The 25,308-nt window shown below is 47.6% G+C and carries 26 protein-coding genes; 22 read left to right on the top strand and 4 right to left on the bottom strand.

Annotation, left to right across the window (positions count from 1 at the left end; translation table 11 throughout):
• Window positions 1-19: 19 nt before the first annotated feature.
• From MKY98_RS25705 to MKY98_RS25640, 14 genes are all read left to right on the top strand, one after another.
• Window positions 20-1,600: an ABC transporter substrate-binding protein gene (locus MKY98_RS25705; protein ID WP_069012275.1), complete on the top strand. Its 1,581-nt coding sequence runs from the start codon at window positions 20-22 to the stop codon at window positions 1,598-1,600.
• 15 nt (window positions 1,601-1,615) lie between these two features.
• Window positions 1,616-2,545: a nickel ABC transporter permease gene (gene nikB / locus MKY98_RS25700; protein ID WP_069012274.1), complete on the top strand. Its 930-nt coding sequence runs from the start codon at window positions 1,616-1,618 to the stop codon at window positions 2,543-2,545.
• 14 nt (window positions 2,546-2,559) lie between these two features.
• Window positions 2,560-3,375, top strand: coding sequence for an ABC transporter permease (locus tag MKY98_RS25695; RefSeq protein WP_069012273.1), 816 nt, complete (start codon window positions 2,560-2,562; stop codon window positions 3,373-3,375).
• Window positions 3,375-4,292, top strand: a complete 918-nt coding sequence (locus MKY98_RS25690) for an ATP-binding cassette domain-containing protein (RefSeq protein ID WP_069012272.1) — start codon at window positions 3,375-3,377, stop codon at window positions 4,290-4,292. The genes MKY98_RS25695 and MKY98_RS25690 overlap by 1 nt, the downstream gene beginning before the upstream one ends.
• A complete protein-coding gene (locus MKY98_RS25685; protein WP_069012271.1) occupies window positions 4,289-5,065 on the top strand; it encodes an ABC transporter ATP-binding protein in 777 nt (258 codons plus the stop codon). Before MKY98_RS25690 ends, MKY98_RS25685 begins: the two co-directional genes overlap by 4 nt.
• Window positions 5,066-5,223: 158 nt before the next feature.
• Window positions 5,224-6,849, top strand: a complete 1,626-nt coding sequence (gene nikA, locus MKY98_RS25680; RefSeq protein ID WP_069012270.1) for a nickel ABC transporter substrate-binding protein — start codon at window positions 5,224-5,226, stop codon at window positions 6,847-6,849.
• Window positions 6,850-6,895: 46 nt separating this feature from the next.
• Window positions 6,896-7,840, top strand: coding sequence for a nickel ABC transporter permease subunit NikB (gene nikB / locus MKY98_RS25675; RefSeq protein WP_069012269.1), 945 nt, complete (start codon window positions 6,896-6,898; stop codon window positions 7,838-7,840).
• Entirely contained in the window at window positions 7,840-8,670 is an 831-nt protein-coding gene (gene nikC / locus MKY98_RS25670) for a nickel ABC transporter permease subunit NikC (RefSeq protein WP_081317601.1), read from the top strand. The genes nikB (MKY98_RS25675) and nikC overlap by 1 nt, the downstream gene beginning before the upstream one ends.
• A gap of 20 nt (window positions 8,671-8,690) precedes the next feature.
• Window positions 8,691-9,515 carry an ABC transporter ATP-binding protein gene (locus MKY98_RS25665; protein ID WP_069012267.1) on the top strand — a complete coding sequence of 275 codons (825 nt, stop codon included), beginning with the start codon at window positions 8,691-8,693 and terminating at the stop codon, window positions 9,513-9,515.
• Between the two features lie 38 nt (window positions 9,516-9,553).
• Window positions 9,554-10,363, top strand: a complete 810-nt coding sequence (gene nikE, locus MKY98_RS25660; protein WP_069012266.1) for a nickel import ATP-binding protein NikE — start codon at window positions 9,554-9,556, stop codon at window positions 10,361-10,363.
• A gap of 143 nt (window positions 10,364-10,506) precedes the next feature.
• The gene (locus MKY98_RS25655; RefSeq protein ID WP_069012265.1) at window positions 10,507-11,316 is read left to right on the top strand and encodes a transporter substrate-binding domain-containing protein; all 810 of its coding nucleotides are present in this window, start codon (window positions 10,507-10,509) and stop codon (window positions 11,314-11,316) included.
• A 30-nt stretch (window positions 11,317-11,346) separates the two neighbouring features.
• A complete protein-coding gene (locus tag MKY98_RS25650; RefSeq protein WP_013312615.1) occupies window positions 11,347-12,063 on the top strand; it encodes an amino acid ABC transporter permease in 717 nt (238 codons plus the stop codon).
• 4 nt (window positions 12,064-12,067) lie between these two features.
• Window positions 12,068-12,835, top strand: coding sequence for an amino acid ABC transporter ATP-binding protein (locus MKY98_RS25645; protein WP_029518797.1), 768 nt, complete (start codon window positions 12,068-12,070; stop codon window positions 12,833-12,835).
• A gap of 230 nt (window positions 12,836-13,065) precedes the next feature.
• Complete coding sequence (locus MKY98_RS25640) at window positions 13,066-14,082, top strand: asparaginase (protein WP_069012264.1); 1,017 nt, start codon at window positions 13,066-13,068, stop codon at window positions 14,080-14,082.
• Between the two features lie 42 nt (window positions 14,083-14,124).
• Here the strand turns inward: MKY98_RS25640 and MKY98_RS25635 are convergent, their stop codons facing one another.
• Window positions 14,125-15,072 (bottom strand): Gfo/Idh/MocA family protein, encoded by a 948-nt coding sequence (locus MKY98_RS25635; RefSeq protein ID WP_069012263.1) that lies wholly within the window; start codon window positions 15,070-15,072, stop codon window positions 14,125-14,127.
• Window positions 15,073-15,184: 112 nt separating this feature from the next.
• On the opposite strand from MKY98_RS25635, the gene MKY98_RS25630 reads away from it, so the two are divergent.
• Window positions 15,185-16,144, top strand: a complete 960-nt coding sequence (locus MKY98_RS25630; RefSeq protein WP_029518794.1) for a helix-turn-helix transcriptional regulator — start codon at window positions 15,185-15,187, stop codon at window positions 16,142-16,144.
• 42 nt (window positions 16,145-16,186) lie between these two features.
• On the opposite strand, the gene MKY98_RS25625 is transcribed toward MKY98_RS25630, so the two are convergent.
• Window positions 16,187-16,432: a DUF6953 family protein gene (locus MKY98_RS25625; protein ID WP_069012262.1), complete on the bottom strand. Its 246-nt coding sequence runs from the start codon at window positions 16,430-16,432 to the stop codon at window positions 16,187-16,189.
• Between the two features lie 213 nt (window positions 16,433-16,645).
• Here MKY98_RS25625 and MKY98_RS25620 point away from each other — a divergent pair, with 213 nt between their 5' ends.
• The gene (locus MKY98_RS25620; RefSeq protein WP_069012261.1) at window positions 16,646-18,046 is read left to right on the top strand and encodes a transcriptional regulator; all 1,401 of its coding nucleotides are present in this window, start codon (window positions 16,646-16,648) and stop codon (window positions 18,044-18,046) included.
• Between the two features lie 209 nt (window positions 18,047-18,255).
• On the opposite strand, the gene MKY98_RS25615 is transcribed toward MKY98_RS25620, so the two are convergent.
• Entirely contained in the window at window positions 18,256-19,992 is a 1,737-nt protein-coding gene (locus tag MKY98_RS25615; protein WP_069012260.1) for an ABC transporter substrate-binding protein, read from the bottom strand.
• A gap of 147 nt (window positions 19,993-20,139) precedes the next feature.
• Between MKY98_RS25615 and MKY98_RS25610 the strand changes: the two genes are divergently transcribed.
• The 4 genes from MKY98_RS25610 to MKY98_RS25595 all read left to right on the top strand — a co-directional run bounded on the left by MKY98_RS25610 (window position 20,140) and on the right by MKY98_RS25595 (window position 23,088).
• Window positions 20,140-21,651, top strand: a complete 1,512-nt coding sequence (locus tag MKY98_RS25610; RefSeq protein WP_069012259.1) for a DUF4153 domain-containing protein — start codon at window positions 20,140-20,142, stop codon at window positions 21,649-21,651.
• Between the two features lie 13 nt (window positions 21,652-21,664).
• Window positions 21,665-22,231: a hypothetical protein gene (locus tag MKY98_RS25605; protein WP_069012258.1), complete on the top strand. Its 567-nt coding sequence runs from the start codon at window positions 21,665-21,667 to the stop codon at window positions 22,229-22,231.
• A gap of 9 nt (window positions 22,232-22,240) precedes the next feature.
• The gene (locus tag MKY98_RS25600; RefSeq protein ID WP_176715748.1) at window positions 22,241-22,399 is read left to right on the top strand and encodes a hypothetical protein; all 159 of its coding nucleotides are present in this window, start codon (window positions 22,241-22,243) and stop codon (window positions 22,397-22,399) included.
• Between the two features lie 251 nt (window positions 22,400-22,650).
• Window positions 22,651-23,088, top strand: coding sequence for a hypothetical protein (locus MKY98_RS25595; protein WP_069012257.1), 438 nt, complete (start codon window positions 22,651-22,653; stop codon window positions 23,086-23,088).
• A gap of 73 nt (window positions 23,089-23,161) precedes the next feature.
• Here MKY98_RS25595 and MKY98_RS25590 read toward each other — a convergent pair whose 3' ends face one another.
• The gene (locus MKY98_RS25590; protein WP_069012256.1) at window positions 23,162-24,277 is read right to left on the bottom strand and encodes a WG repeat-containing protein; all 1,116 of its coding nucleotides are present in this window, start codon (window positions 24,275-24,277) and stop codon (window positions 23,162-23,164) included.
• Between the two features lie 330 nt (window positions 24,278-24,607).
• Here MKY98_RS25590 and MKY98_RS25585 point away from each other — a divergent pair, with 330 nt between their 5' ends.
• Together MKY98_RS25585 and MKY98_RS25580 are read left to right on the top strand one after the other, a co-directional pair.
• Window positions 24,608-24,925, top strand: coding sequence for a PTS sugar transporter subunit IIB (locus tag MKY98_RS25585; protein ID WP_029518773.1), 318 nt, complete (start codon window positions 24,608-24,610; stop codon window positions 24,923-24,925).
• Window positions 24,918-25,250, top strand: coding sequence for a PTS lactose/cellobiose transporter subunit IIA (locus MKY98_RS25580; protein WP_013312602.1), 333 nt, complete (start codon window positions 24,918-24,920; stop codon window positions 25,248-25,250). Before MKY98_RS25585 ends, MKY98_RS25580 begins: the two co-directional genes overlap by 8 nt.
• Window positions 25,251-25,308: the final 58 nt, after the last annotated feature.

Below are 25,308 nucleotides of genomic sequence, written 5' to 3'. Positions count from 1 at the left end.
ATAGAGGGGGATTCATCGAATGATAAGCAGTCGTAGTAGGCGTTCATGGTTGATATGTACAGGGGTGATGCTGCTGCTGGCAGTTATGGCTCTTTCGGGATGTGCCAGCAATAGGACGTCGGATAGCTCCGGCAAGGGTGAAAACGCGTCAGCACAACAAACAGCGACAGATAAAAAGCTGGTAATGGCGTATACATGGAAACCGTCAGGCGTTGACCCGCATGGAGATAATAGCTGGGATGTGATGCGATCCGGTGCAGGTGAGACACTGGTACGTTTGAATGAAAAGCTGGAGCCTGTGGCTTGGCTGGCAAAGGAGTGGAAGCAGGATAGCCCTACAGTTTGGACGTTCAGCTTGCAGGATAAAGTCACTTTTCATAATGGAAAAAGTATGGGTGCAGCAAGTGTAAAAGCGTCTTTGTTACGCTCTATTGAGAAAAGCCATCTGGCGAAGGATTTACTGAATGTGAAGTCCATTGATGTAAGCGGCCCGCTGGCCTTGAAGATCACGACAAACCAGCCGAATGCGGCGTTGGTGTCTAATCTAGCTGATCCATCGACGATTGTACTGGATGTGGCATCGATGAAAGATGAACAGAGTTACCCAGCGATGACAGGCGCCTTTAAAATCAAAGCGTTCAACAAGGACCAATCGTTGGTCGTGGAGCGTTATGACGGATATTGGGGCGAGAAGGCACGACTGGCTGAAGCGACGATGAAGTTCATTACGGACGGGAATTCGCGCCTGATGGCGCTGCAATCCGGCGAGGTGGACGTAGCGACGGATATTCCGGTTGATAACGCAGAGGTACTGAAAAAGAACGGCAAGCTGCAAGTGCTGTCAGCTCCGTCCTTGCGCACCCATATGATCGTGTACAATATGGAATCGCCAGTATTCAAGGATGTGGCGAACCGTAAGGTGGTGGACAGCCTGATTCCACGCGCATCGATTGTGAGCGCCGTCATGAGGGACTTCGGTACGGAGGCAAGCAGCCCGTTCCCGAGCATTCTTCCCTTCGGTAAAGTTGAGCGTAAAGCGCTGGACGGAACGGCAGAGCAACTGTTGACGAAGGATGGCTGGCAGAAGGACGCCCAAGGGACATGGACTAAGCAAGGCAAGCCGTTCGAGGTTACGCTGCTGACTTTCCCTCAGCGTCCGGAGCTCTCTGTTATGGCTGAGGTCATCCAAAGCCAATTGCTGAAAGAGGGAATCCAGGTCAAGATTCGCAAGGTGGAAAATATCGACGAGGCGTTGACCAAAAACGATTGGGATTTTGCTATGTACAGTATGCTTACTGCTCATACAGGAGAGCCGCAATATTTTATGGACATGTTTTATTCTTCGAAAAGCGAAGCCAATGTAAGCCGTTATAGTTCCAAACCGCTAGAGAGTATTCTGAACAGCCTGAAGCTGGCGAAGGATACAGCGCAGCGTAATGCCATGACACTACAAGCGCTGGATATCATCAATACGGATTTGCCACAGTCGTTCATTGTGCATCCTGATAATGTGTTTGGCGTGAAAAAAGGGGTGGAGGGTTTTACACCCCATCCGATCGAGTATTACTACATTACGACGCAATCCGATATTGCGGAATAACGAGCTGCGTATCCTATGATTCGTTTTATACTGGAACGTGTGGCGCAGCTGCTTATCATTGTATTCGTGGTATCCACGCTGACTTTTGTACTGATGCGGCTGGCCCCTGGAGACCCTGCTACCATTTTGCTCACCGCGCATAATATCCCTGCCTCTGAGGAAGCCTTGACGACGCTACGAAAGGAACTGGGCTTAAACGAACCGCTTCATATTCAATATGTGAACTGGCTGCGGGATGTGTCCACAGGGCATTGGGGCACTTCGTATGTATCCAAGGAGTCGGTGCTAGCCGAACTGTGGAACAGACTGCCCGCTACTGTGGAGCTAGCTGCTGCGGGCTTCGCCGTCATGACGGTGCTTACGCTGGGGCTGGGGCTGGCTGCCTCGCTAAAAATCAGCGGCCCACTGGATCGTCTGGGCAGGCTGTTCGCCCTGCTGGGATCGTCGATCCCCTCTTTTTGGTTTGGTTTTCTGTTGATCTATCTATTCTCCGTTCGCTTGGGCTGGCTCCCATCCATGGGAAGGGAGGACTGGACACATCTAGTGCTCCCAGCGCTGACTCTTGGCGCAGGTTTGGGAGCTGTGCAAGCACGCGTACTGCGCGCTCAAATGCTGGAGCTGGGTGACCGGAATTTTGTGAAAGCAGCGAAGGCTCGAGGCTTTTCACGTTTGCATATCCTGTTTTTTGAGATATTTAGGCATGCGGTTCTGCCTATAATTACACTGCTAGGTACCAATCTATCATTTATGCTGGCAGGTAATGTGATTGTAGAGACCATTTTTTCATGGCCGGGGTTGGGCAAGTATTTTATAGATGCGATTACACAGCGAGATTATCCGGTGATTCAGGGGTATGTTATTTTTGCCGTATTTTTAATTGTAGGAGTTCAGTGTTTGGTGGATGTGGTCCAGACGGCGATAGATCCGAGGCTGCGTTTGCGTTAAGGAGGAAGCTGAAAATGAAAAAGATACGGCTTCCCTTTAAAGGAAGCTTGCTGGCAGGAGGCGTACTGTTTGGTCTGATCGTGCTGCTTGGGTTATTGGCTCCATGGGTCGCTCCTCATGATCCTCTTCAAGTGGATCTTTTGAACCGCCTGGCACCACCTAGTCGGAAATACCCTTTCGGTACGGATCATCTGGGCCGGGATGTGCTATCACGGCTCATTTACGGGATTCGGATGAGCGTGCTAATCGCATGTGCAATTACTGTAGCTACGTTGTGCTTCAGTCTGCCTATAGGGTTGCTTATTGGTTATGTGCGCGGACGCGTGGACCAGCTGGTTATGCGAGGAATCGACGGGGTACTGGCTTTTCCTGATATTATTTTAACGGTGGCGATTGTGGGCATTTTGGGCCCAGGTTTTGTTAACATGACCTTTGCGATTATTGCGGTAAGGTGGGCGGGCTATGTCCGGTATATCCGTAGTCTGGTTCAAAAAGCCTGTCAGGAGGACTACGTTCGGTATGCCCGTTTATCCGGCAATTCACACGTACGTATACTGAGCCGTTATGTATTGCCACAAGCGTTGCCGCAGTTGTTGGTTTATGCGGTATGGGATATCGGACGCGTGGTGCTGATGATCGCTGGGCTGTCCTTTCTTGGACTGGGTGTACAGCCGCCCAGGCCAGAATGGGGCGTGATGCTGCATGATGCCACCTCATATTTTCAGGTGGCTCCGCATGTCATGATTTTCCCAGGCTTGGCGATTATGCTATTCGTACTTGCCTGCCAGCTTTTGGGCGACCGTTTTTCGGAAAAGGAGGCGGCCAAATAGTGGAGGATCAAACAGCCCTTGGGGGCAAGGATACGATAGAACAAGTGGCAGGGCGAAAACCGTTGTTACACGTGGAACATTTGGAAATCTGCCGCACAGGCGTAGGAGCAAGCGGAAGCGGGAGCAAACCACTGCTGTGTGATGTGAGCTTTTCCATATATTCAGGGGAGATTGTGGCCCTGACCGGACCGAGCGGATGCGGTAAGAGCCTGACCGCACACGCAATCGCAGGCATGCTGGAGCCAGGTATCGGTGTTACGCATGGGCGTATCTACTATAACGGGAAAGACATTCTTCCGTTCCAGGAACGGCGCTGGCAAAGGCTGCGCCGAGAGGATATTGCCCTGCTCATTCAACAATCGCTGAGCGGGTTAAACCCGATCCGGACTGTCCGCGCCCAGCTGATGGATACGCTTAGACTGCACGGGCGGCGTCGGATGCCGCATGACCAGATGGAGCCGGAGCACGCTGGTGCTGCATCATCCCACAATGCACCCCAGCAAGTCCACCCACTGGGCGTGCTGCCACGGATACGGCAGATGCTGAGCCGTGTCTCGGAGATAGCCAGAGGAGGCGCTAATCCAGTGCGGGAGGCCTATTTGCGCTCTCTGCTCTGCAAGGTGGGGTTTGCAGATCCTGAGTATATTTTGTCGTCATATCCTTTTGAACTAAGTGGAGGCATGTGTCAAAGGGTGCTGCTGGCTGCCATGCTAAGCTCCGGTCCGAGCCTCTTTATTGCCGACGAGCCTACTACGGCGCTGGATGTGATCAACCGCGACAAGGTCTTGGCATTGCTACAACAGTTGAGAGAAGACTTTGATCTCACCATAGTGTTGATCTCACATGATCGCCAGGGTATGAGTCGCATAGCAGATCGAGTGTTGGAGATGAGCCCGGAAGGAAGGATGCACCAGTGATGCTGGAATTGAAGAATGTGACCAAAGCATACCCTGTCCGCAAACGGAGAAAAGGTTGGTTCAGCACGCAAGATAGCGAACAGGCCGTGAAGAAGGTGAGTCTGGAGCTACGACAAGGAGAATGTCTTGGACTGGTTGGAGGAAGTGGAAGTGGCAAAAGCACGCTGGCACAATGTATTCTGGGGCTGGAGTTGTTGACCTCAGGAGAGATTTGGCTGGATGAACAGCCCATTCACACCGGAAAGATGAAGGATGTTCAGCTGTACAAGCGAATCCAGTTGGTTGCACAGGATTCGTCCTCCTCGCTACATCCCCGTATGACCATTCGAGATATTTTAATGGAGCCAATCCACAACTATTTCCCTGAGCGAAAAGCGCAGGCGCTGGATATTTGTCTGTCTCTATTGGAATCGGTAGGATTAGAGGCTGACAGTCTGGAAAAATACCCAGCTCAGCTGAGTGGCGGACAAAAGCAGCGGGTATGTATTGCCCGAGCTTTGGCGGTGGAGCCAAATATTATCTTGTTCGATGAATCGATCGCCAATCTGGATACGACAACGCAGTCTTCTGTATTGGACATGCTCAAGAGAATGCAGGTGGAACGTCAGTTGTCCTACCTATTTATCACTCACGATCTCCCATCTACTCGTCAGTTTTGTGACCGCGTTGCCGTCATGGTTCAGGGGGAGATTGTGGAAATATTTAAGGAATGGGATGAAGAATTGTTACAGCATGAGTACACGCGTACTCTATTTCAAACGTTGGCGAATTAAGCCATAAGTTTAGGATTTTTCAAAATCCTCATTTCACAAATTTAAAAGAAATAAGAGGGTTGCTTGTCGAATAGTGTTGACAAAATTGAGCGTGATACCTATTCTAAATATGATTATGATAATCATTATCACATATATAGAAAAGGGGAAATACATTGATGTCCGTTCGACACCGCAAGACTGCTACCCTTATGTTGGTGGCGCTCCTCTTATTATCCGTTGTTTTGGGCTGCGCAAAGCAGGAGAACACACCTGCATCCACCTCTACTGACGGAGCTGCCAATGAAAAGTCGATCACGCTATCGTGGCCGCGTGACATTGGCACGATGAATCCTCATGTATACAATCCTTCCCAACTTTTTGCACAATCCATGGTTTATGAGCCGTTAGTCAGCTACAAGCAAGGAGGCAAGCTGGAACCTGCTTTGGCTGAATCCTGGACTATTTCCAAGGACGGTAAGACATATACGTTTAAGCTGCGCAAAGATGTGAAATTTTCGGATGGTACGCTATTTAATGCGGCCATTGTCAAAAAGAACTTTGACGCTATCATGAAAAATGAGAAGACGCACAGCTGGCTTGGTATAGTAGGCGTTCTCGACAAAACTGAAGCCGTAGATGACAGCACCTTCCGAATGACGCTCAAAGAGCCATACTACCCAGTGCTTCAGGATTTGTCTGTCGTTCGCCCGTTCCGTTTTCTGGGTGAAGCCGGGTTCCCGGATGATGGAGATACGTCCAAAGGAATCAAGAAACCTGTAGGTACAGGACCTTGGATGCTGGATGAATACAAGCAAGATGAGTATGCAACCTTTAAGCGTAATCCGAACTATTGGGGTACTGCACCGAAGGTGGATAAAATTACGGTAAAAATCATTCCCGATGGCGAAACCCGTGTGATGGCCTTTGAAAAAGGCGACCTGGATCTGATTTATGGAGAGGGTGTCATTAGTCTGGATGCCTTCAAACAGCTTCGCGACACGAATCAGTATGTTACCACGCTGTCCGAGCCTGTCGGAACAAGAAGTCTGTTGCTCAACTCGTCCAATCCCAAGCTGGCAGACCTTCGGGTACGTCTGGCGCTCCAGCATGGCTTTAACAAGCAGGCAATGGTGGAAGGTGTGACTTCAGGGCTGGAGGAAAAAGCGGATACGGTTTTATCCAAAAACTATCCGTATACGAATGTAAACCTACAGCCTGTTGGCTATGATGTGGAAAAATCCAAAGCGTTGCTGGATGAGGCTGGCTGGAAGCTGCCCGCAGGCGGTACAGTACGGGAAAAAGACGGACAACAGCTGGATTTTGAGCTGATTTTTGATAAAACCGATCCAATCCAAAAGGCGATGGCTGAAACCATTCAGGCTGAATGGGGAGAACTGGGTGTCAAAGTGAACCTGACCGGACTGGAGCTGACGGTTCAAATTAAGCGCCTTAGATCCAACCAGTTTGATCTGTACTTCTGGTATAACTATGGTGCGCCTTATGATCCGCATTCCTTTATTAACGTCATTGCCAAGAAGAGCTTCGGAATTTCCGAGACGCTGAGCGCCCTTCCGATGAAGAAAGATCTGGATCAGCAAGTACACGAGGCGCTCTCATCGACAGATGAAACCAAGCGCCAAGAGCTGTATGCTTCGATTCTGAAGACGCTTCAGGAGCAATCTGCCATTGTGCCTATTTCGTATATTAAGAAAACGGCAGTGTATCAGAAAAAGATTACGAACTTTGTATTCCCGGCCAACCGGGATGAAAATCCGTTTGGTGGGCTTGAAATCGGGAAGTAGTTAAAACCGAAGGGTAACGTTCGTTTACAGGATAGGAGGACAACTTATGATCAGCTATATCGGGAAGCGAATGGTAGCGGTCATTCCTATTGTTCTCTTTGCCACCCTCGTTACCTTTGCACTGATTCATATTTCACCAGTTGATCCGGCCGAGGCCTATTTGACGGCTGCTCATATTTATCCTACCCCAGAGATTCTGGAGCAGAAAAGACATGAGTTCGGGCTGGATCAGCCTTTGCTGACGCAGTATATGCATACACTTCAAAGAATCAGTCAATTGGACTTTGGTACTTCGTATCTGACCAACAAGCCGGTATGGGATGAGGTCAAAGTTCGGCTGCCCGCCACTTTTGAATTGGCTGTGAGCAGTATGGTGCTATCTATTCTAGTGAGTATCCCGTTGGGCGTGCTAGCGGCGATGCGTAAAAATGGCTGGATCGACATGCTTAGTCGAGGAATTTCATATTTTGGGGCGTCTATTCCCCAGTTCTGGCTGGGATATTTGTTAATCTTCTTTTTCTCTGTCCGATTGGATTGGCTCCCTGTAGAGGGGCGAGGAACGTGGCAGCATCTGGTGCTGCCCACGTTAACCCTGTCGCTGGTTCTGATTGCTTTATATACGCGCCTGCTGCGTTCCAGTGTGTTGGAGCAGCTGCAGGAAACGTATGTGCAGTATGCCAGAACTAGAGGACTCCGTGAGCGGGTGATCATGCTCAAGCATGTACTGAAAATTGCCATTGCTCCACTGATTACAAGTATGGGTATGAACCTGGGCAAACTTTTGACCGGAACGATTATTGTGGAGCAGGTGTTTTCATGGCCCGGGTTTGGCCGTTATTTTGTGGAGGCGATTTTTAACCGGGATATTCCCGTCATACAATGCTATGTGTTTTTGGCGGCATGCCTGTTCATCGTATGCAATTTGCTCGTTGATCTGGTGCATTTGTATATGGACCCCCGAATTTCATCGAAGGGACGAGCAGAGCAGTGATGATAAGATTGCGTACAATGTTCAAAGGTCAAAAGGTAATCGTGGTCTGCTCTGTCGTACTGGCTGCTCTTTTTATTATTATGGCGCTAGCTCCTTGGCTGGCTCCCCATGATCCGGTTAAAGTCAGTTTACTGCACAAGCTGGAGGGACCTTCCAAAGAGTACTGGTTGGGAACTGATCATTTGGGTCGGTGCACTTTATCCCGGTTGCTGTATGGCGCACGGATTTCGCTAGGCTTTGCAACCTTAATTTTCCTGTCCTCGCTTAGCATCGGCGTTGTGGTCGGGTCGCTTGCGGGTTATGTGGGCGGCTGGGTCGATAGTGTGCTGATGCGGTTTTGTGAAGGTATTATGGCGTTTCCGAATTTGGTGCTTGTGCTGGGCATTGTCGGTATTTTTGGACCGGGCCTCATGCAGGTGCTGCTTGCATTAATGATGGTGCAGTGGGTGTATTATGCCAGAATGTGCCGCAATATGGTCGTCAGTCTGAAAGAACGGAATTTTATAGCTGCCGCAAGGATCAGCGGGTCCTCCTCAGGAGCCATTATCCGGCGGCATATTATTCCGAATGTGCTGCGGCCGATTGTGGTCATTGGTACGCTGGAAATGGGCTGGGCGATCATGGATATTTCCGCGTTGTCGTTCCTCGGTTTGGGCATCCAACCGCCGACTCCCGAATGGGGAGCGATGATTCATGAGGGAACGGGATACATCCGCAGCCATCCGGAATTAATGATCTATCCGGGGGTTATGATTCTGGTGGTGGTGATGGCCTTCAATATATTGGGGGAGGCGCTGTCAGACCGATACGGAATTGCCAAACGTCAGTAAAACAGGAGTGAGTTACAACGATGGACGACAGGGCGAAGGTGCTGGAGGTCAGCGACTTACAGGTGAAGCTCAAAACCGATGCAGGAGCGGTGTCTCTGCTGGAGCCAATTCATTTTGAGCTGAGAAGGGGACAAGTTCTGGGTCTTGTCGGCGAGAGTGGAAGCGGCAAAACCGTGACTTGTAAAGCGTTGCTCCAATTGCTGGATCGCCAGACGATGGACGTGGAAGGTAGTGTCCGTCTGAACGGGCGTGAGCTGAACGGAATGGCGGCCGAGGAGATGCGCCGTATTCGGGGCAAGGAAATCGCGTTTATTATGCAAAATCCGATGAGTGCCTTTACGCCAGTGTATACGATCGGAGCTCAGTTTATGGAAACGGTCCGCACGCACACCGGATTAACCAAACGACAGGCCCGTGATCTTGCCATAACGGCTCTGGAAAATATGAATTTGCCCGATCCAGCCAAGCTGATGAAGCGTTATTCATTTCAGTTGAGCGGAGGGATGCTGCAACGGGTCATGATCGCCATTTCCATGTGCCTGCGGCCAGCAGTGGTTATTGCCGATGAACCAACGACGGCGCTTGATGTGGTCAATCAGCTACAGGTGCTAAGAGAGCTGGATCGCTTGCGTACGGAATACAATACGTCCATTTTGCTGATCTCGCATGATCTGGGCGTCATTTCCCAATTGGCGGATGAAGTGGCTGTCATGCAGCAGGGTCGTATTGTTGAGCAGGCTGAGGTCCATCAGTTGTTCGATCACCCGCAGGATGAATATACGAAAATGCTGCTGCATGTCAGACCCAAGTTGTCTCTTCGGGGCATAAATCAGGTAGGTGGTTAGTCGCCTGTTCGACGGTCACACTTTCAAAAGGGGAGCGAATGCGCATGCTACAAGTGAAGGAAGTAACCCATAGCTATGGAAGGCGCAAATGGCTGGGCCGCTCTGAACCACGTCCCCCTGTGTTGGCTAACGTTTCGCTTACTATAGAGAGTGGATTTTGCCTGGGCTTACTTGGAACCAGTGGAGCTGGTAAAAGCACGCTGGGCAAGATTATTCTAGGGCTGGAGAAGCCGCAGGAGGGTCAGGTTCTGTTCCAGGGACAGGACATTTATAATGCGAGTCCCCAGGTCCTCAGGGGACTGCGACGGGATATGCAAGTCGTATTTCAGGACTGCCACTCTGCTGTAAACCCCCGAATGACCGCTGGGCAGATTATTGGGGAGCCTTTGGACAATTACGAACGGTTATCGGCGCAGGAACAAAAAAGAACAGTCGAAAGCCTACTGGAACGGGTTGGCCTCAAGCCAGAGGATCGGATTAAATATCCGCATCAGTTCAGTGGCGGACAATTGCAGCGGATCAACATTGCACGGGCGATTGCGCTTAAACCAAAGCTGATCGTGCTGGATGAGTCCGTCAGCAGTCTGGATATGGCTCACCAGATGCACATTTTAACCCTGCTGGGAGAACTGAAATCTTCGTTTGGATTGTCATATCTGTTCATCACGCATGATATTCGGGCGGCATACGCCGTCTGCGATGGCATTGCTGTGATGGAGCACGGGAGATTGATCGAGCGCTGTGATGAGAAGGATCAGATTTTGGACTCTGCTCATCCCGCTGTACGACGGTTGATCTCGTCCATTTTGCCAGAGCATCCAGCAGAACGTTTTCCGCTTCATGGATAACAGTGGACCCGCAAGGGTCCTTTTTTTGTGCAACATATAGCTAAATAATCAATATGAAATTTACTTGTTGTATTATTTGAATAACCCGTTATAATATAAAATCATAGTAAATTACTTGGATATTAAAAAGGGGATGTCATAATATGAAGAAATCTGCTTTGGTAGCAGCGATTGGCCTATCTCTTGTGTTATTAACGGGTGCTTTGAGTGGATGTTCCTCGAAGGATGTGGCATCGGGGGACAAGGTGATCTATGTAGGCACACAAAATGACTACCCACCGTTTGCCTTTACGAATGATAAAAATGAGCTGACCGGATACGATGTGGAAGTAGTCAAGGAGATCGACAAGAAGCTGGACGGGTATAAGATTGAATTTGTACCTTCGGGTTGGGATGCGATATTCCTTGCCCTGGATTCGAATAAAGTTCAGATGATTGCAGATGAAGTTGCCAAAAATCCTGAACGTGAGAAGAAGTATTTGTTCTCGGATGAGTCCTATTTCTCGGCTCAGTCGGTTATTATTGTGAAAAAGGGTAGAACGGATATTCATTCCCTCAAGGATTTGGAAGGCAAGAAGGTAGCAGCCTCGGTAGGCGACTCCTACACACAGTTGCTGGAACAGTATAATGCGAAGAACGGGAATAAAATTATTTTAAAATACAATGATACAGGCACTTCGTCCGATAACCTTCAAGACGTGCAAAATGGCCGAGTGGACGCTTATGTGAATGATCCGGTTATGGCGGCGGCAACGATCAAGAAGGAAGGTTTGCAGGTGGAAGCTGTGGGCGAGCCGGTGCAAAGCGATAACATTAATCTGGTGTTCAAAAAGGATAAGCAGGGCGAAGAGCTGAAAGCTAAAATCGACCCGATCATTAAAGAGTTAAAAACGGACGGAACACTGAAAAAATTGTCTGAACAGTGGACAGGTGGAGAATTTATTCCTCAGTAATAACAATGTAAAGGGTAAAGTGGGGTTCCTATGGAAAAGCTGTTTGATCTTGATTATATGCTGAAAAGCCTTCCCCAGATCGTCGAGTATCTCCCCGTGACCTTATGGATTGCGTTTGTGTCCATGCTGCTGGGTGGGATCATCGGGTTAGCTACGGCCTTAATCCGGATATACAAGGTGCCTGTCTTGGCACCGTTATCTACGTTGTATGTCTCGTACATTCGGGGAACACCGCTCATTGTGCAGCTGTTTCTCGTATATTACGGAATACCCAAGTTTCTGTATTATTTCCAGAGCGAATATGGGTTCTTACAGCAGTTCAATGTCTATGTCATTCCGCCCGAGCTGTTTGCGTTGCTCTCATTTTCATTGAATCTCGGGGGATACCTGTCGGAGACATTTAGGGCGGCGATTCATTCGGTCGATCGGGGACAATTTGAGGCTGCTAATTCCATCGGCATGAGCCAAACACAAATTATGCTCAAAATTGTACTGCCGCAGGCGTTGACGGTGGCTTTGCCCAATTTGGGAAACACGCTGATCAGTACAGTGAAGGATACGTCTTTTATTTTTATGATTGGTGTCGTCGATATGATGGGACAGGCTAAAATTATGGGCGCGCGGGCGCTGGCTTTTTTTGAGGTGTATGTTGCGGTGTCTCTGATTTACTGGTTGGTGTGCATTATTATTGAGCGCGGACTTGTCGTGCTGGAGAAGCGTATTCGAATTTACGAAAGAAGTGAGTAAGGGTATGATTCAACTTCATCAAATTCATAAGCATTTTGGACAGCATCACGTGTTGAAGGGCATAGACCTGACGGTGGGCAAGGGAGAAGTCGTGGTGATCCTGGGCCCAAGCGGATCGGGGAAGTCCACGCTGCTGCGCAGCATTAATTTTTTGGAACAGCCGACCAGTGGTGTCATTGAAATTGACGGTGTAAAGGTAGACGCGGCCAAGGCGGGAAAAAAGGACATTCTCGGACTACGGATGGCAACGGCCATGGTATTTCAGCAATATCAGTTGTTTAAAAATTTGAATGCACTCCACAATGTGATGATTGGTCTGACCAGTGTGAAAAAGCTGGATCGTAAGCAGGCGAGGGAGATCAGTGAAGGCATTCTGGAAAAGGTCGGGCTAAAGGATCGTATGACTTATTATCCTGCCCAGCTTTCGGGTGGACAGCAGCAGCGAGTTGCGATTGCCCGTGCTTTGGCACTAAATCCGCAGGTGTTGTTGTTCGATGAACCGACATCTTCACTTGATCCTGAACTGGTAGATGAAGTGCTGTCCGTGATTCAAAAGGTGGCGAGTGAAGGCAATACGATGATTATTGTCACGCATGAGCTTGGTTTTGCGAGAGATGTAGCGGATCGGGTTGTGCTGATGGAGCATGGTGTGATCGTGGAGCAGGGACCCGTGGAGCAGTTTTTCACCAATCCGAAGGAAGAACGGACACGGCAGTTTCTGGGCAAAGCGTTGGTACAGAGAGCGCCACAGGAGCAGCCTGTATCGCCATAAGAAGTACGTGGATGGCTTATAGGTATGTGCAGCGCTGTAGACTTATTGTATCTATGTAAGAAGCACGTTAGACAAGTCGCAGGAGGAAGGAAAGCCCGCGCTTGTTTGTCGTGCTTTTTTGGCCCCTCATATCTCCAATTCTTTTCCATTGTAAAGTAGCTTATCACACTTATTCATGATAAATTCTAAGAACAATACAGTGAAGATGTAATCGGGAAGGAACATTGGATATGAAAAAGGTTTTGTTCATTAATACCGGAGGGACCATTTCTTCCTCCTATCAGGAAAACGGCCTGACACCGACCCAATCGGCTGAAAATATTTTGGCGGAAATTCCGGAACTGAAGGAGATTTGCGAGATTGATGCCCATAATCTGATGAGCATTGATAGCACAAATACACAACCTGAGGATTGGGCTTCCATCGCCCGGATGGTACATCGTTCGCTCGATCAATACGACGGTATTGTCATTGCACACGGCACGGACACGATGGCTTATACAGCATCAGCCTTGAGCTTCATGTTGGGAACTGTAGACAAACCCGTCGTCGTGACAGGTTCGCAGGTTTCTATTTTGGCGGAGCACAGCGATTCCAAAAAGAATGTAATCGACTCATTCCTGACCGCATGTGGCGAGGTGGCCGGGGTTTTTGTCGTGTTTAACGGCAAAATTATCAACGGTAGCCGCAGTTCAAAAATCAGAACACGCAGCTATAATGCTTTTGAGAGTATTAACTATCCGTATATCGGACTCGTGGAGAACGGTAAGGTGATCTATACGGAGGGCGTATTTGCAAATCGCGGCACCGTTCGTCACCCATACAACGACGGGTATGCTTCGGAGGTATTTCTGCTCAGGCTGATTCCGGGTACGAATCCGGCGATTTTCGATGCCATTCAGGGCTTGGGCTATAAAGGTATCGTTATTGAGGGCTTTGGTATGGGCGGCGTCCCTTTTAAAGAAAGAAGCTTGATCAGCAAAATCGAGGAACTGATGAAGGACGGTATGAGTATTGTCGTGACTACTCAATGTCCTTATGAGGGCGGGGATTTGACGATTTACGAAGTGGGACAAAAGGTACTGGAGAAGGGTGTTATTCCAGGGTATGACATGACAACGGAAGCGCTGGTGACGAAAATGATGTGGGCGTTGGGGCAGACGGACGACCCGGCAGGGGTAGCCAAGATTATGGCAACGAACTACGCGGACGAAGTTTCCTTGCCTGCGGATACAGCTTCCTTATAGAAAGCTGATTTCCGTAGATGAGGATTTTGCAAAAATACCGGGTTAACGCTGCGCTTGCCCCAGTCTGCTTTTAATCTCAATAGCCACTTTCAGCGCTTGTACAGCTGACTCCAGTGGAATCAGGCTTTCCGGATGTCCACCAAAGCATTCAAGTGCATGATCCAAACTTTTTTCGTATGGATTGGCAGATTCGAGGTTGATTTTTTGCTGTCCTGATGCGGTATATTCATATAATGCGGTAGGTATAAGATCGTTTTCGTCGCTTTCATGAAATACCAGCTTGGCCTTTTCAAAATACGCCTCATAGGCCACTGTGAATGGGTAGCTTCTCGGCATGTGGGATGAGGCGATGACTTCTGTGAAAGTATCCCGATGCTGAAAGTAAGCCCGAACCTGTGCTTGTTCAGGATGAGTAACTTCTGTTCCCCAGACTGTACAAGGATCACAGGGGCCTAATAGCCAGGTCAATAAATCCAGTTCATGAATCATGAACTGAGTAGGGATGGAGCTTAGTCCAAGATCCCCCCACAGAGGAGACGTTTCTCTTTTCAAAGATAAGGAAATGAGCTTCCCGTATTTCTGTTGGCGGTATGCTTCATACAGATAGGTATAGGCGGGGTCAAACTTAATGAACTGGTTGACCAGAATCTTTTTGTCATATTGCTTCTCAGCTTGTTGCATAAGAAGAGCGTCTTCGAGATCAAAGCAAACGGGTGTTTCACAAAATACATGCTTACCGTGCTTCAGCGCGTCCACCGCATATGACCTATGCAGGTGGGAAGGCAGGCATAGATCGACGATATCCACGTCTGGATCCAGCAGAATATCCTCTATATTTTGTGTGACTTCTACGTTTAGCTCCTCTTTCAGCTTTTGCAGCTTGGCTTCGTTCCTTCCAAATACCATGATTCTGTTTACCTTGGGATGGTTGTTTAACAGTGAGGCATGATACGCGCCGAATCCCGTCCCCAATATTCCAATATTCATCATCCATCACACCTCTTTACTTCTATGATACACACCTATTACTGCCAACAGGGTGTCAACAATCTTTGCATTATCTTTTCAATTCGGGTTAACCATCTATTGTGGAGGAATGATTGTGAGACTGCATCGTTTAATCGCGATTTTATTATGTATCGAATCTAGAGGGAGAATGAAAGCCAAGGAATTGGCGTTGGCACTGGAAACCTCTGTACGCTCCATCTACAGGGATATCGACCTCCTGGCTGAAGCCGGCGTTCCGATTGTTACCGCTTCCGGCCCGAAGGGCGGAATTTATTTAATGGAGGGTTATACGGCGAACCTGAAACAGTTGAATGGCGGGGATGTCATTCAGTTGTATTTAACAGGGATGGGCATTTATACAGGCGGGCCCACGGAATCGGGTTTGAAGTTAAAGAATGCTCTGCTCAAACTGGAACAGACGATGCCAGACTCGTATCAGTCCGATATTAAGAAAGCCAAAGCGCGGTTTTATTTTGATGATACGCCGTGGTGGACGGAACGTATAGCCATTCCTTGTCTTGAGTCCGTAAGAGCTGCGGTGTGGGGGTCCCATAAAATAAACATTCAATATGAAAAAGCTGACGGAATCTGTTCTTCCCGTCATGTGCATCCCTACGGACTTGTGGTGAAAAAAGGAGATTGGTACCTCATTGCCTTCTGTGAAGTTGGGCGGGAGGTTCGGACCTTTAAGTGTGAGCGAATCAAGGAGGTTCAGCCGTCTGCGGAAGTCTTTGAGGTTCCGGAGGATTTTTCGCTGGAGCATCATTGGATGAGACAAGAAACCGCGTTTAAGCAGCTTTGTGCAGAGAAAGAATACTATCCCGTTCTGATCCGAACGAATAAGAAGCAAGCGGAAATCATAGCGAAAAGGATGGAAATCATCCAGTCTGTACAGGAAGGCACTCATTTCATTCTAACGGTCAACATGTATAGTTATGAAGCGGCCTGCCGCGATGCTATGGATTGGATTGGCAGGGTTGAAGTTGTGGAGCCTGTAATACTCCGACAGTTTGTGAAGGAAGAAATTAACCGACTCCAGAGGATATATGGATAAATCATTAAAAAAACACCTGCCTAGGGCAGATGCTTTTGCTTGTTAAGTCCAGGCCCAGAGAAATCCGTCACGATCCCAGGCGATTCTGCCACCATGAAGCTTGCGAAATGCTTTTTTGATTTCTTTTTCCAGAGATACATGACCATGCTCGCTTATAAACACATACTGCTCTCCATACTCAGAGCGTACATATGCAATTGCATCTTCTTGTTTCAGGGTGCCCACTTCACGGATCTGCGCGACCATCCATTGTGCAATTTCTTGTTCTGCTGTAGGGGTGTTGTCCATTTGTCGTATCCTTTCCTGCGTACCGATTGGGTGTAGCTGCTCGGCTCACCTCCCCGTAGTATACGGCAATTCGGAGAATTATTGAATTTTTTGATATAAATTTACTGGAGCGGTTGGCTAAGCGAGCTTTCTTTTGTATAATTAAGGGAATATTCACGGGAATTTTCTTTTTTTGTATTGTAATCATGCAAGTAATCCCTGGGGGTGCCTGGTTTGAAGGAAACAACCACAATTCGCGCAGAGCTGGAACAGTACATCAGACGAGAAGGAATTACGATTAGTAAGTTTGGGGAGAACACAGGTATTAATGCAGGAACGATCAGTGCCATTATTAACGGTAATCGTCCGATTGCGATGCTGCTGTTGGATAGGATTGGTGCAGGCATGGGGCTTGAAGAAGGGAGCCTCTATGAGTTATACATTGATGAATTTATACGGAATACGGCACCGAATTGGCGACGGGTTCGTCCCTTTTTGCATCGCTGTGCAGAGCTGAACAAACTGGATTGTATTAAGCAAGTCGTGGAGTTTATGATGGACTATCTCATATACGCCCCAGCTTTGTTTGAGACAGCAGAAGAATTATTCAGCGAAGGTAAGCTCGAGGCTGCTGCAATTATTTATAAAAATGTTTCGGAAAGTGAGAAGTACCAACATTCAGAGCGTCTGGCGCTCTGCCAATACCGTTTATTTACGATTGCCGTTGGTGATGACCAGGACGAAAATTTATGGGCAGCCACACATTTCGAAAGCTTTGTGGACCGACTGGGTGAAGCAGACCAACTGGATGCCTTAAGAGACTTGGCTAATACCTATGCCTCCTTGCGGCGTTGGGATAAAGTAGAATGGTATGCTGAAAAAATGGCTCAAAAAGCCAAGGTACAATACGAGCAAAAATACGGAAATACCAGAAGACCGGAGCGTGGCAAGGAACCTAAGGGTCCTTTGTTTATGTATATTGTATATTCTTACGTGCTGCGTGCCGGGGTGTGGGATGAGCGCGGGGATTATCAGAAGGCACTGGAATTTGTATCCCTATACTCTGATTTGAGCTGGGTGCAAGAGGATACGGAAGAAGCTCGGCGTTTGAAGGCCCTTTGTAGCAACTGGGCTGAGGCCAACGGGTATTTATACCAGTTGATGTCCGGCAGTCTGGATGTGATTCCACAGTATGTAGATTATTTGGAAAAAAACGAAGGCGAAATTCTCGTGGGGTTACATAAAATTATGGTAGCGGCCAACCGTTATGATTTTAATGTAGACCATGTACTGCAACGTTTTGAAAAACAAATTGAGGCATTTGCAGATCAGCATGTTAAGGTAGGCACTTATACGGAGCAAATGTCAGCAGATCTCTATGCACGATTTTTGGCAGAGATGGCTTGTTATGATCTCAACAAACACCGTTATACCAAAGGTATGAAATTCTTGCTTGAGAGCCTTTCTTATTCCGTCGTGCTGAATGGTAATCCTGTCACCATCAAATGTGTAGGATTATTTGAAAAGTATCGGCATACTGCCACTTCTCAGGACAAAGAGGAATATAAAAACTTACTTGGAGAGGTAGAGTACATCCATGATAAAAAAGATCGTTTTTTCTCTGCTCGCATTTAATGTTTTTATCCTGTTGAATTTTCCACCCGTTACCCCTCCTATGGAAGATCCTAGCGATGTCCACAGTCATGGGTTGGGGGGATGGGCGCTTTCATCCCTTGAACCATCTACTTGAAAAGGTCTGGATTGTCGTAACCCAAAAGGTATCCTCTTGTGAAAAGAGGATACCTTTTTTTGGTCATCCGATGCGCTTGAATGGACCGCTTGGCTCAAGGCTTGGATGATGGAGGTACAGCAGGTGGAAACCAGACATGACGCAGATCCACCCAGCCCTGACTGTTAAAAGATACGCCGCGCACAGAAGGGAGATAGGCCGTCTGAACGGGTTTTTCATATAAAATATGCAGCTGGTGCTCATCCATGAGCCGAGTTTCGATATGTTCAAATTGCTGCGCCCTAACAGTGTGATCGGCCTCCCGTGCAATTTCACGCAGCAGTCTTTCGATATCCACACGGCTATGAGGCTCAACATGTCCGGATACATTCAGATACAAGTCAAACAGGCGTAATTGCTCATCACGGTCACGAAAGAGAGAAAAGATGATTAAGTCTGACTCCATACGGATAGATGAGCTTTTGAATTCATTCATAGATGCGGCCACGATGTTACAGGTATACCCACAGGATTCGAGCTGAGCCGCAACCCGGTCTGCGTCCGCTTTATACTCGGGAATGGTAGCAATTTGCAGTGCCGCCAGTGGTTCAAAAGAATCGTTAGATGAATTTACTGCTGGAGGAAGGGAGCGATGATCCAGACATGCTACAATGCGGGCACGTATTTCTGGGTTACGCAGCGGTCCATCCTTGTGTGTATTACATGTGATAAATTTGCGTACCGAAGCCGCTGAGTGAATCTGGCTCCATGCGGTATCCGTATCTCCCGCCGATACGGGATTATGGATAATGTGAAAAGAAGAAGCGGTGTCTTCCGTATCCGGCGATTCCAGCTTAGTCGCCCACGGGAGTTGGACAATTTCCACTCGGTCCAGATGAGCTCGGCCTTGAAAATAAGGTGCGAAAGCCTCCAGTGTACACAGGCTCTCGTTCATTTCCGTGACTTTGAATGCCCCTGTACCGACAGGGTGGATGCCAAAGGCGGCTTCACCCACCTGATTAAGCTCACGCGGCACAATCGCAGCCCGGCTGGTACACAGGAAGGATAGAAATAGCTCGTTTGGCTCCTTTAGTACGAAACGTACCATCGTCGGACTTAACGCCTGGACGTGCTGAATTTGCCGGACGATAAAATGGTAAAGTCTCCTTCCCGGGGCCCGACTCAGTCGCTCAAAGGTATAGACGACGTCTTCAGCGGTGAGTATTTTTCCGTTATGAAACAGCACTTCTTTACGCAGGAAAAAAGTCCACTGTGTACGAGTGGTGTCCACCTCCCAAGCGTGCGCCAATCCCGGCAAAATCTCGCCGCTTTCGTTCGCCCGACGGGCCAGGCCATCAAAGACGTGGCTGGATACGAAGGACTCGGCAAGCCAGTTCAAGTACAACGGGTCCAGCGTATAAAGTTGCTGGCGAATAGGCAGACGCAGCGTGTCGATCTGCTGCTGATCACTGCGCACCTCCGCGTGGTGCCCAAAATAATTTAGCAGCCAGCCTTGCAAATGCTCTTGCATGGTGGAGGAGCGCGAATGAACTCGGATCTCATCCAGCGCGCGTTTGATATCATGGCGGTCTATGGCTTGCATCATGGATTGCACGGCAATGTCTTCCGGCTGAATAAGGAAGCGCAGACTGGAGCGGCGGCCTCTGCCTCGGCGGGGAGTCCATTGTATCCAGTCATGCTGCTCCATTTTCTGAATGATCATCAAGGCGTTGCGGTGAGTACAGTCAAAAATAGCTGCTAGCTCATCCAGCGTCGTCTCTATAGTATGGTTTTCGTCCTTGTCGTCAGCTGCGTGTGAGTGAAGTCGTAAAAATTGGGCATGGAGTTTCATTCAAGGTTGCTCCGGTTCCCCTATATTTGATTAAAAGCGTAGCCACTTTTATAAAATAGGAAATTTTGTTTGAATTAATTTCTCTTTATCTTCTTATTTTATCATCTACAATAAGGGTTATAAAGCATATTTGCGGAGGTATTTATCATGCATGACAAGATGAATGGAACGTCTTTGCCGAAAACGTCGTTTCTGTCTGCCTTTGCTGGCGCAATTGTGTTGGCGCTGGTTCATCAATATCTGTTCTTCGGACATGGGCTGGGCGTGTCTATGCCAATTTTTGTTATTGGGTTTTACGCCTATATGTATGCCTTTAATCGAGATCGTTTCCAGCTCAAATCATGGATAGGGCGTTTGCTGTTTGTGATCATTTTCATGCTGGCATTGACATACGTGCTGTTCAATAATCCGATCCTATATGTGTTAAATGCGCTGGCGATACCTGCTCTGATTAGCGTACATATGGTGCTGCTGTTCGGGGAGAAAAGGCATGGCTGGTCAGAACCCGGTATTATCGGTCAGGCGCTAAGCCATTGGTTTTATCAAAATTTTCGCCATATCGTGACTCCGTTTCGAATGTTTAAGACGGCAGCCTTTCGGAATGTAAAGGATGAGCGTAAGCGTGTATTGGGTAAAGTGATAATCGGTCTACTTATTGCCTTGCCGTTGCTACTCATTATTATATCTCTGCTGGCTTCGGCAGACGGGATGTTCGAAAAGTTGTTATCTGGCATACCCGAATGGATTGGCACATTGACCTTTGGGAGTGGTTTGCCACGGCTGATCTGGATCTGCTTTTTCACCTTCTGTTTCTTCTGTTACTTGTGGGGATTTGTACAGCCTGCTCCGCGTAATACGCAGAGAGAAACTCAGTCATCAACAGTACCTTACCACGAGCCGGTGGCGATCAAGTTTGATCCTGTAATTACCGCTACGGTGCTGATTGTCATGAATTTGGTGTATGTTGTGTTCGTCGTGTTGCAGTTCGGATATTTGTTTGGTGCATGGGAAGGTGCTCTGCCCGAAGGAACCTCGTATGCCGAATATGCGAGAAGAGGATTCGGGGAGCTGGTTATGGTAACAGGTATCAACTTTGTGCTGATGATCAGTGTATTGAAGTGGACTGAATTTGGCTCAGGTATAGTGCAAAAAATGAACAGCGGCCTGCTGTACATACTCGTGGGTTGTTCGGGTGTGATGCTGTATTCGGGATATACCCGGCTGGTTATGTACGAAGAAGCATACGGCTATACGTACACCCGCTATTTGGTACACGCGTTTATGATTTTTCTGGGCTTGCTACTGCTTATTGCAGCAATGCGCATTCATTTCCGTCAAATGCCGTTGGCGAAATATTATATTGTACTCGCTCTGGTCGCCTATGTCGTTGTGAACTATGTGGGCATTGATATACGGATTGCTGAAAATAATCTCGAACGGTATCGCACGACATCGGTGATAGATAAGGAATATTTGAGTGAGCTATCGGCGGACGCGATTCCGCTGCTGATTGACTTTAGCCGTAAGGAACATGGAGCACTGGATGAGTTTTTACAAGCCCGTTTGACGAGCATGACGAGAGAAGAATCGGCTTGGCCTGAATTCAATTGGGCAAAGTATCGAGCGCAACGAGAATTGCACGACTATATTTTGGAATGAGAGGTGTTTGGGAATGATCGGAACAGATGCATTAGAGGGTATGGTATTGGAGCTACAGGATGAGATGTCACAGTATCAGTATCAATTTGGTGTAAGACGAAACCATTTTCTTGCGGAGGCGATGTCCTACGGAATGAGTGAGGAGGAAGCTCGGTCTTATGCTATCCAGAGTATCGGTCCGGTCGTTCCCGTCGCCTATATGCCTACGTTGGCCCCGGGTAAAACCCGACCGCTCAGTCCGATGCTGGCAGCGCGGTACCGATATGCGGGGGATTGGAAGGACATCGACGAGCACCTGCTCCTGCCGGATGAGGTGCTGCGGATCGCAGGTACAGAGCAGTTTCGCAGCTGGATCAGCGATATGCGGAATTACTGGGTGGAATCGGCTCCATACCGATTCGGGGATGATCGTCTTTCGCTGCTGTCGGTTGCAAGCGAGGAAGAGGGTCACTTTTCCATGCTCGTCTGGAAGGAGCCTGGCGAAGAGCCAGAAGTATGGACGTATGCTTTGCAGCATGAATACCGATTCAGTCATCTGCTCCATTGGTTCAAGTGGCTGAACGGGCGAAGTGAAGAATGAGAGGTACAGATGATAAAAAAGAATCGTAATTGGATCGTGCTATTTATCGGCATCGCTCTGATGGTGGGGGCAGCAGACTATTTAACACAAGCTAAGCCTACGACTACTCCTGAGCTTATCGTTCCAACCGTAATCAGTGAAGAAAGCCTTCAGTTAAGTGATGATTAACGAGAAAGGCGTTTTATTTTCTCAACCTAATGGATCAGAAGGCCGTGCCATCACTGTAGATGGAATTTAAATTTAAATAGAAAAATAAAAATAAGTTAATTTTTCCGTGGTATTGCGTTGTTAAAGTAAGGCGGAAATCACCCTAATAGTTGAGAGGGAATGGAGGCCAACATCAATTGAATGTGGAGCCATTCAGATGTTCAAGCGACTCCGTTCATTTCCTCTACAACTTATATTCAGGGGGAATTTCAATGGCTAGAAGTGCAAGTACTTACGCATCTGTAATTGACGGTTTTAAGGTAGAAACGAACAAAAAGTATTCGCCAGTAGGTGGAACGAAGTGTAATATTTTTGCACAAGATGTGATGTCTGCGATGTCGGCTTCCCTGCCAAGTGGCTTAGCCAATCAAATGGCTGATGCTTTACTGGGCAACAATGCGCCGGGATGGTACACTGTAACCTTTCAGGATGCTCAAAAAAGAGCAAATCTCGGGTATCCTACCATCGGAATCAAAAAAGCAGATGGGCATGGTCATGTGGTTGTTGTCAGACCGAAGGGTTCATCGATCACGATTTTGAAGGAGGTACAGGTTGCACAGGCGGGGACCAAAAATTATAACAGTAACACCATTAATTATTCGTGGGTGGCAGCAGATCTGCCTGGGGTAAAATTCTACACACACGACTAATTGTATACAAGATATTGGAAATCTAATGACCCCGGAAGCAGATCCACTCGATCTGCCTCCGGGGTCGTCTTTTTTATTTTGAAACGGAATGTTTAGATATAATAAACGCTTTGCCTGGTTTGATAAAAGCAACAGCATAGCCATTGGAGAAGGAAGAAGATTCGGATCTGTACTCAAGTTTAGTTAGCAGTTGCCCTTGACGATTGATGTAACCGAATTTGCCGTCTGAGACGGATGATTGTGTTTGTTTACCGACTAAAGCTAAGCCTTCCTTGAATGGAGAGGTAACGTCAAATTTTTGTTGATATTTAATGACCAATGCTCCGGTTTTATCAATAAATCCAACCTCATTTTTTGCATTTTTCACACTCGCCAAGCCTTCACTAAAATCCTGTGCATCCGTAAATTTAAAGGGAATTGCGACTTTTCCCTGTTTATTGATGAATCCCCATTTTCCCTTGGTATTTTGCACCGGGGCCAATCCTTCCGAGAAGTCTCCACCGGATTGATATTGAGGAGGAATGACTTCTTTCCCTGCTGTATTGATATACCCGTACAGCCCTTTGCTATTTTGAACAATAGCCAAGCCATTCGAGAAACCACGACTGTATTTGTATTTATAAGGAATCGCTAGTTGACCAGAGGCATTCACAAAACCGATCTTGCCAGTGTTGGGGGCGTAGGCGAGGGCCAGACCGTCTGTAAATACATATTCTGACTCCCCATTTTCTTTAAAATGAGAAAGGATTTTTCCCGTTCGATCTATAATTGCATTTTCTTTGGTGTCTGCTATGGTAACCTTGGCTTTTCCTTCGGAAAAGAAATTGGCTTCGGTATATTGGCAAGGGATGACCAGTGTCCCTTTGGTGTTCATGTACCCATAGAGATTGGTTTTTGTATTTTTGACGACGGCTCGCTGCTCATGAAAATCGCCAACGGGTTTAAGCTCGGCGGGAAGTGAGAAAGCTTTTGCTCCTTTGGTATTGTAATACACAAGGTTTCCAGCGGATGTTTCAGCGGCCAATAAGCCATCATGAAAAGCACCATCGCTCAGCGGGCGAGCAATGTTGTAATCCAGAGCAGTTTTAGAAACTTCAATGGTTGTTGTGCTGGATGCGGCCCAGCCTGTTCCAATAACGGAGAGGCTAGTAACCAGAATCAATGCAGCTAATCCTAACTTTTTTAACATGCATAAGCTCCTTTGTGAGTTGATTTTTTAACTTTGGGCTTCGGAAAATCTTACCCTCATACGTAAGGTCTTCCATAATATAGACGATAAAAATGTAGGAATGTTTCTTGATATTCTAAATTTTTCTAATTTTCAGCTATTACTGAGAGATTAAAGATAAGAGATCACGTTCATTTTTAAGAAAAAAAGTGGAGAAGTCGTGTCATTTTAAAAAAAGTCTATACATATAACCTAAATGTATAGACAAATCAAAAGACTGGATTTATAATTACGCTGTAAACGTTTTCTAGTACTTAACATCCAATAATACCTTGAAGGGAAGGAATAATCATGAAAAAAATTTTACTGGCGTGCAGCTCAGGTATGTCTACAAGTTTGCTGGTTACTAAGATGCAGGAATATGCTAAGTCCATTGGGGACGAGGCTGAAATTTGGGCAGTAGGTCAAGATCAGGCGGCAGAAGACATGGCTAAGGCTGACGCGGTATTGATTGGACCACAAATGAGTTTTCTGAAAGGACAACTGGAAAAGGAAGCAGCTCCATATGGTATTCACGTAGAAGTGATCGACATGATGGCCTACGGAATGGTTGACGGTAAGAAAGCCTATGAACAGGCCGTGAAGCTGGTGGAACGCAAAAATGGATAAAGTCAATATAGCTGAACTGACGGAAGAACAGATTAGTTTCCAACTTATTCTTCATAGTGGAAGCGCTCGCAGTAAAGTAATTCAGGCGCTGACCGAATACCGAAATGAGAATGTAGAAGGTGCGGACGAACTGCTCAAACAAGCCAAGCAGGATTTACGTGCTGCACATGATATCCATTTTCAAATGGTTAAGAAGGAAGCGGGAGGTACCCAAACTCCCTTCTCGCTCCTTCTGATGCATGCCGAGGATCATCTGATGTCCACGGTTACCATGAAAGACCTGGTTCTAGAATTGCTGGAGCTGTTCAAATCCAGAAATTTATAACGAAACATATAAGTATGTGAAATTGAGGACATGAAAAGCTTGCAACCCTATTGATGCA

Origin of the sequence: Paenibacillus sp. FSL M8-0228 (genome assembly GCF_038007385.1) — a bacterium.
Classification (GTDB): Bacteria; Bacillota; Bacilli; order Paenibacillales; family Paenibacillaceae; genus Paenibacillus; species Paenibacillus polymyxa_D.
The sequence above is the reverse complement of the archived record's forward strand: the minus strand, read 5'-3'. Positions and strand labels throughout refer to the sequence as shown.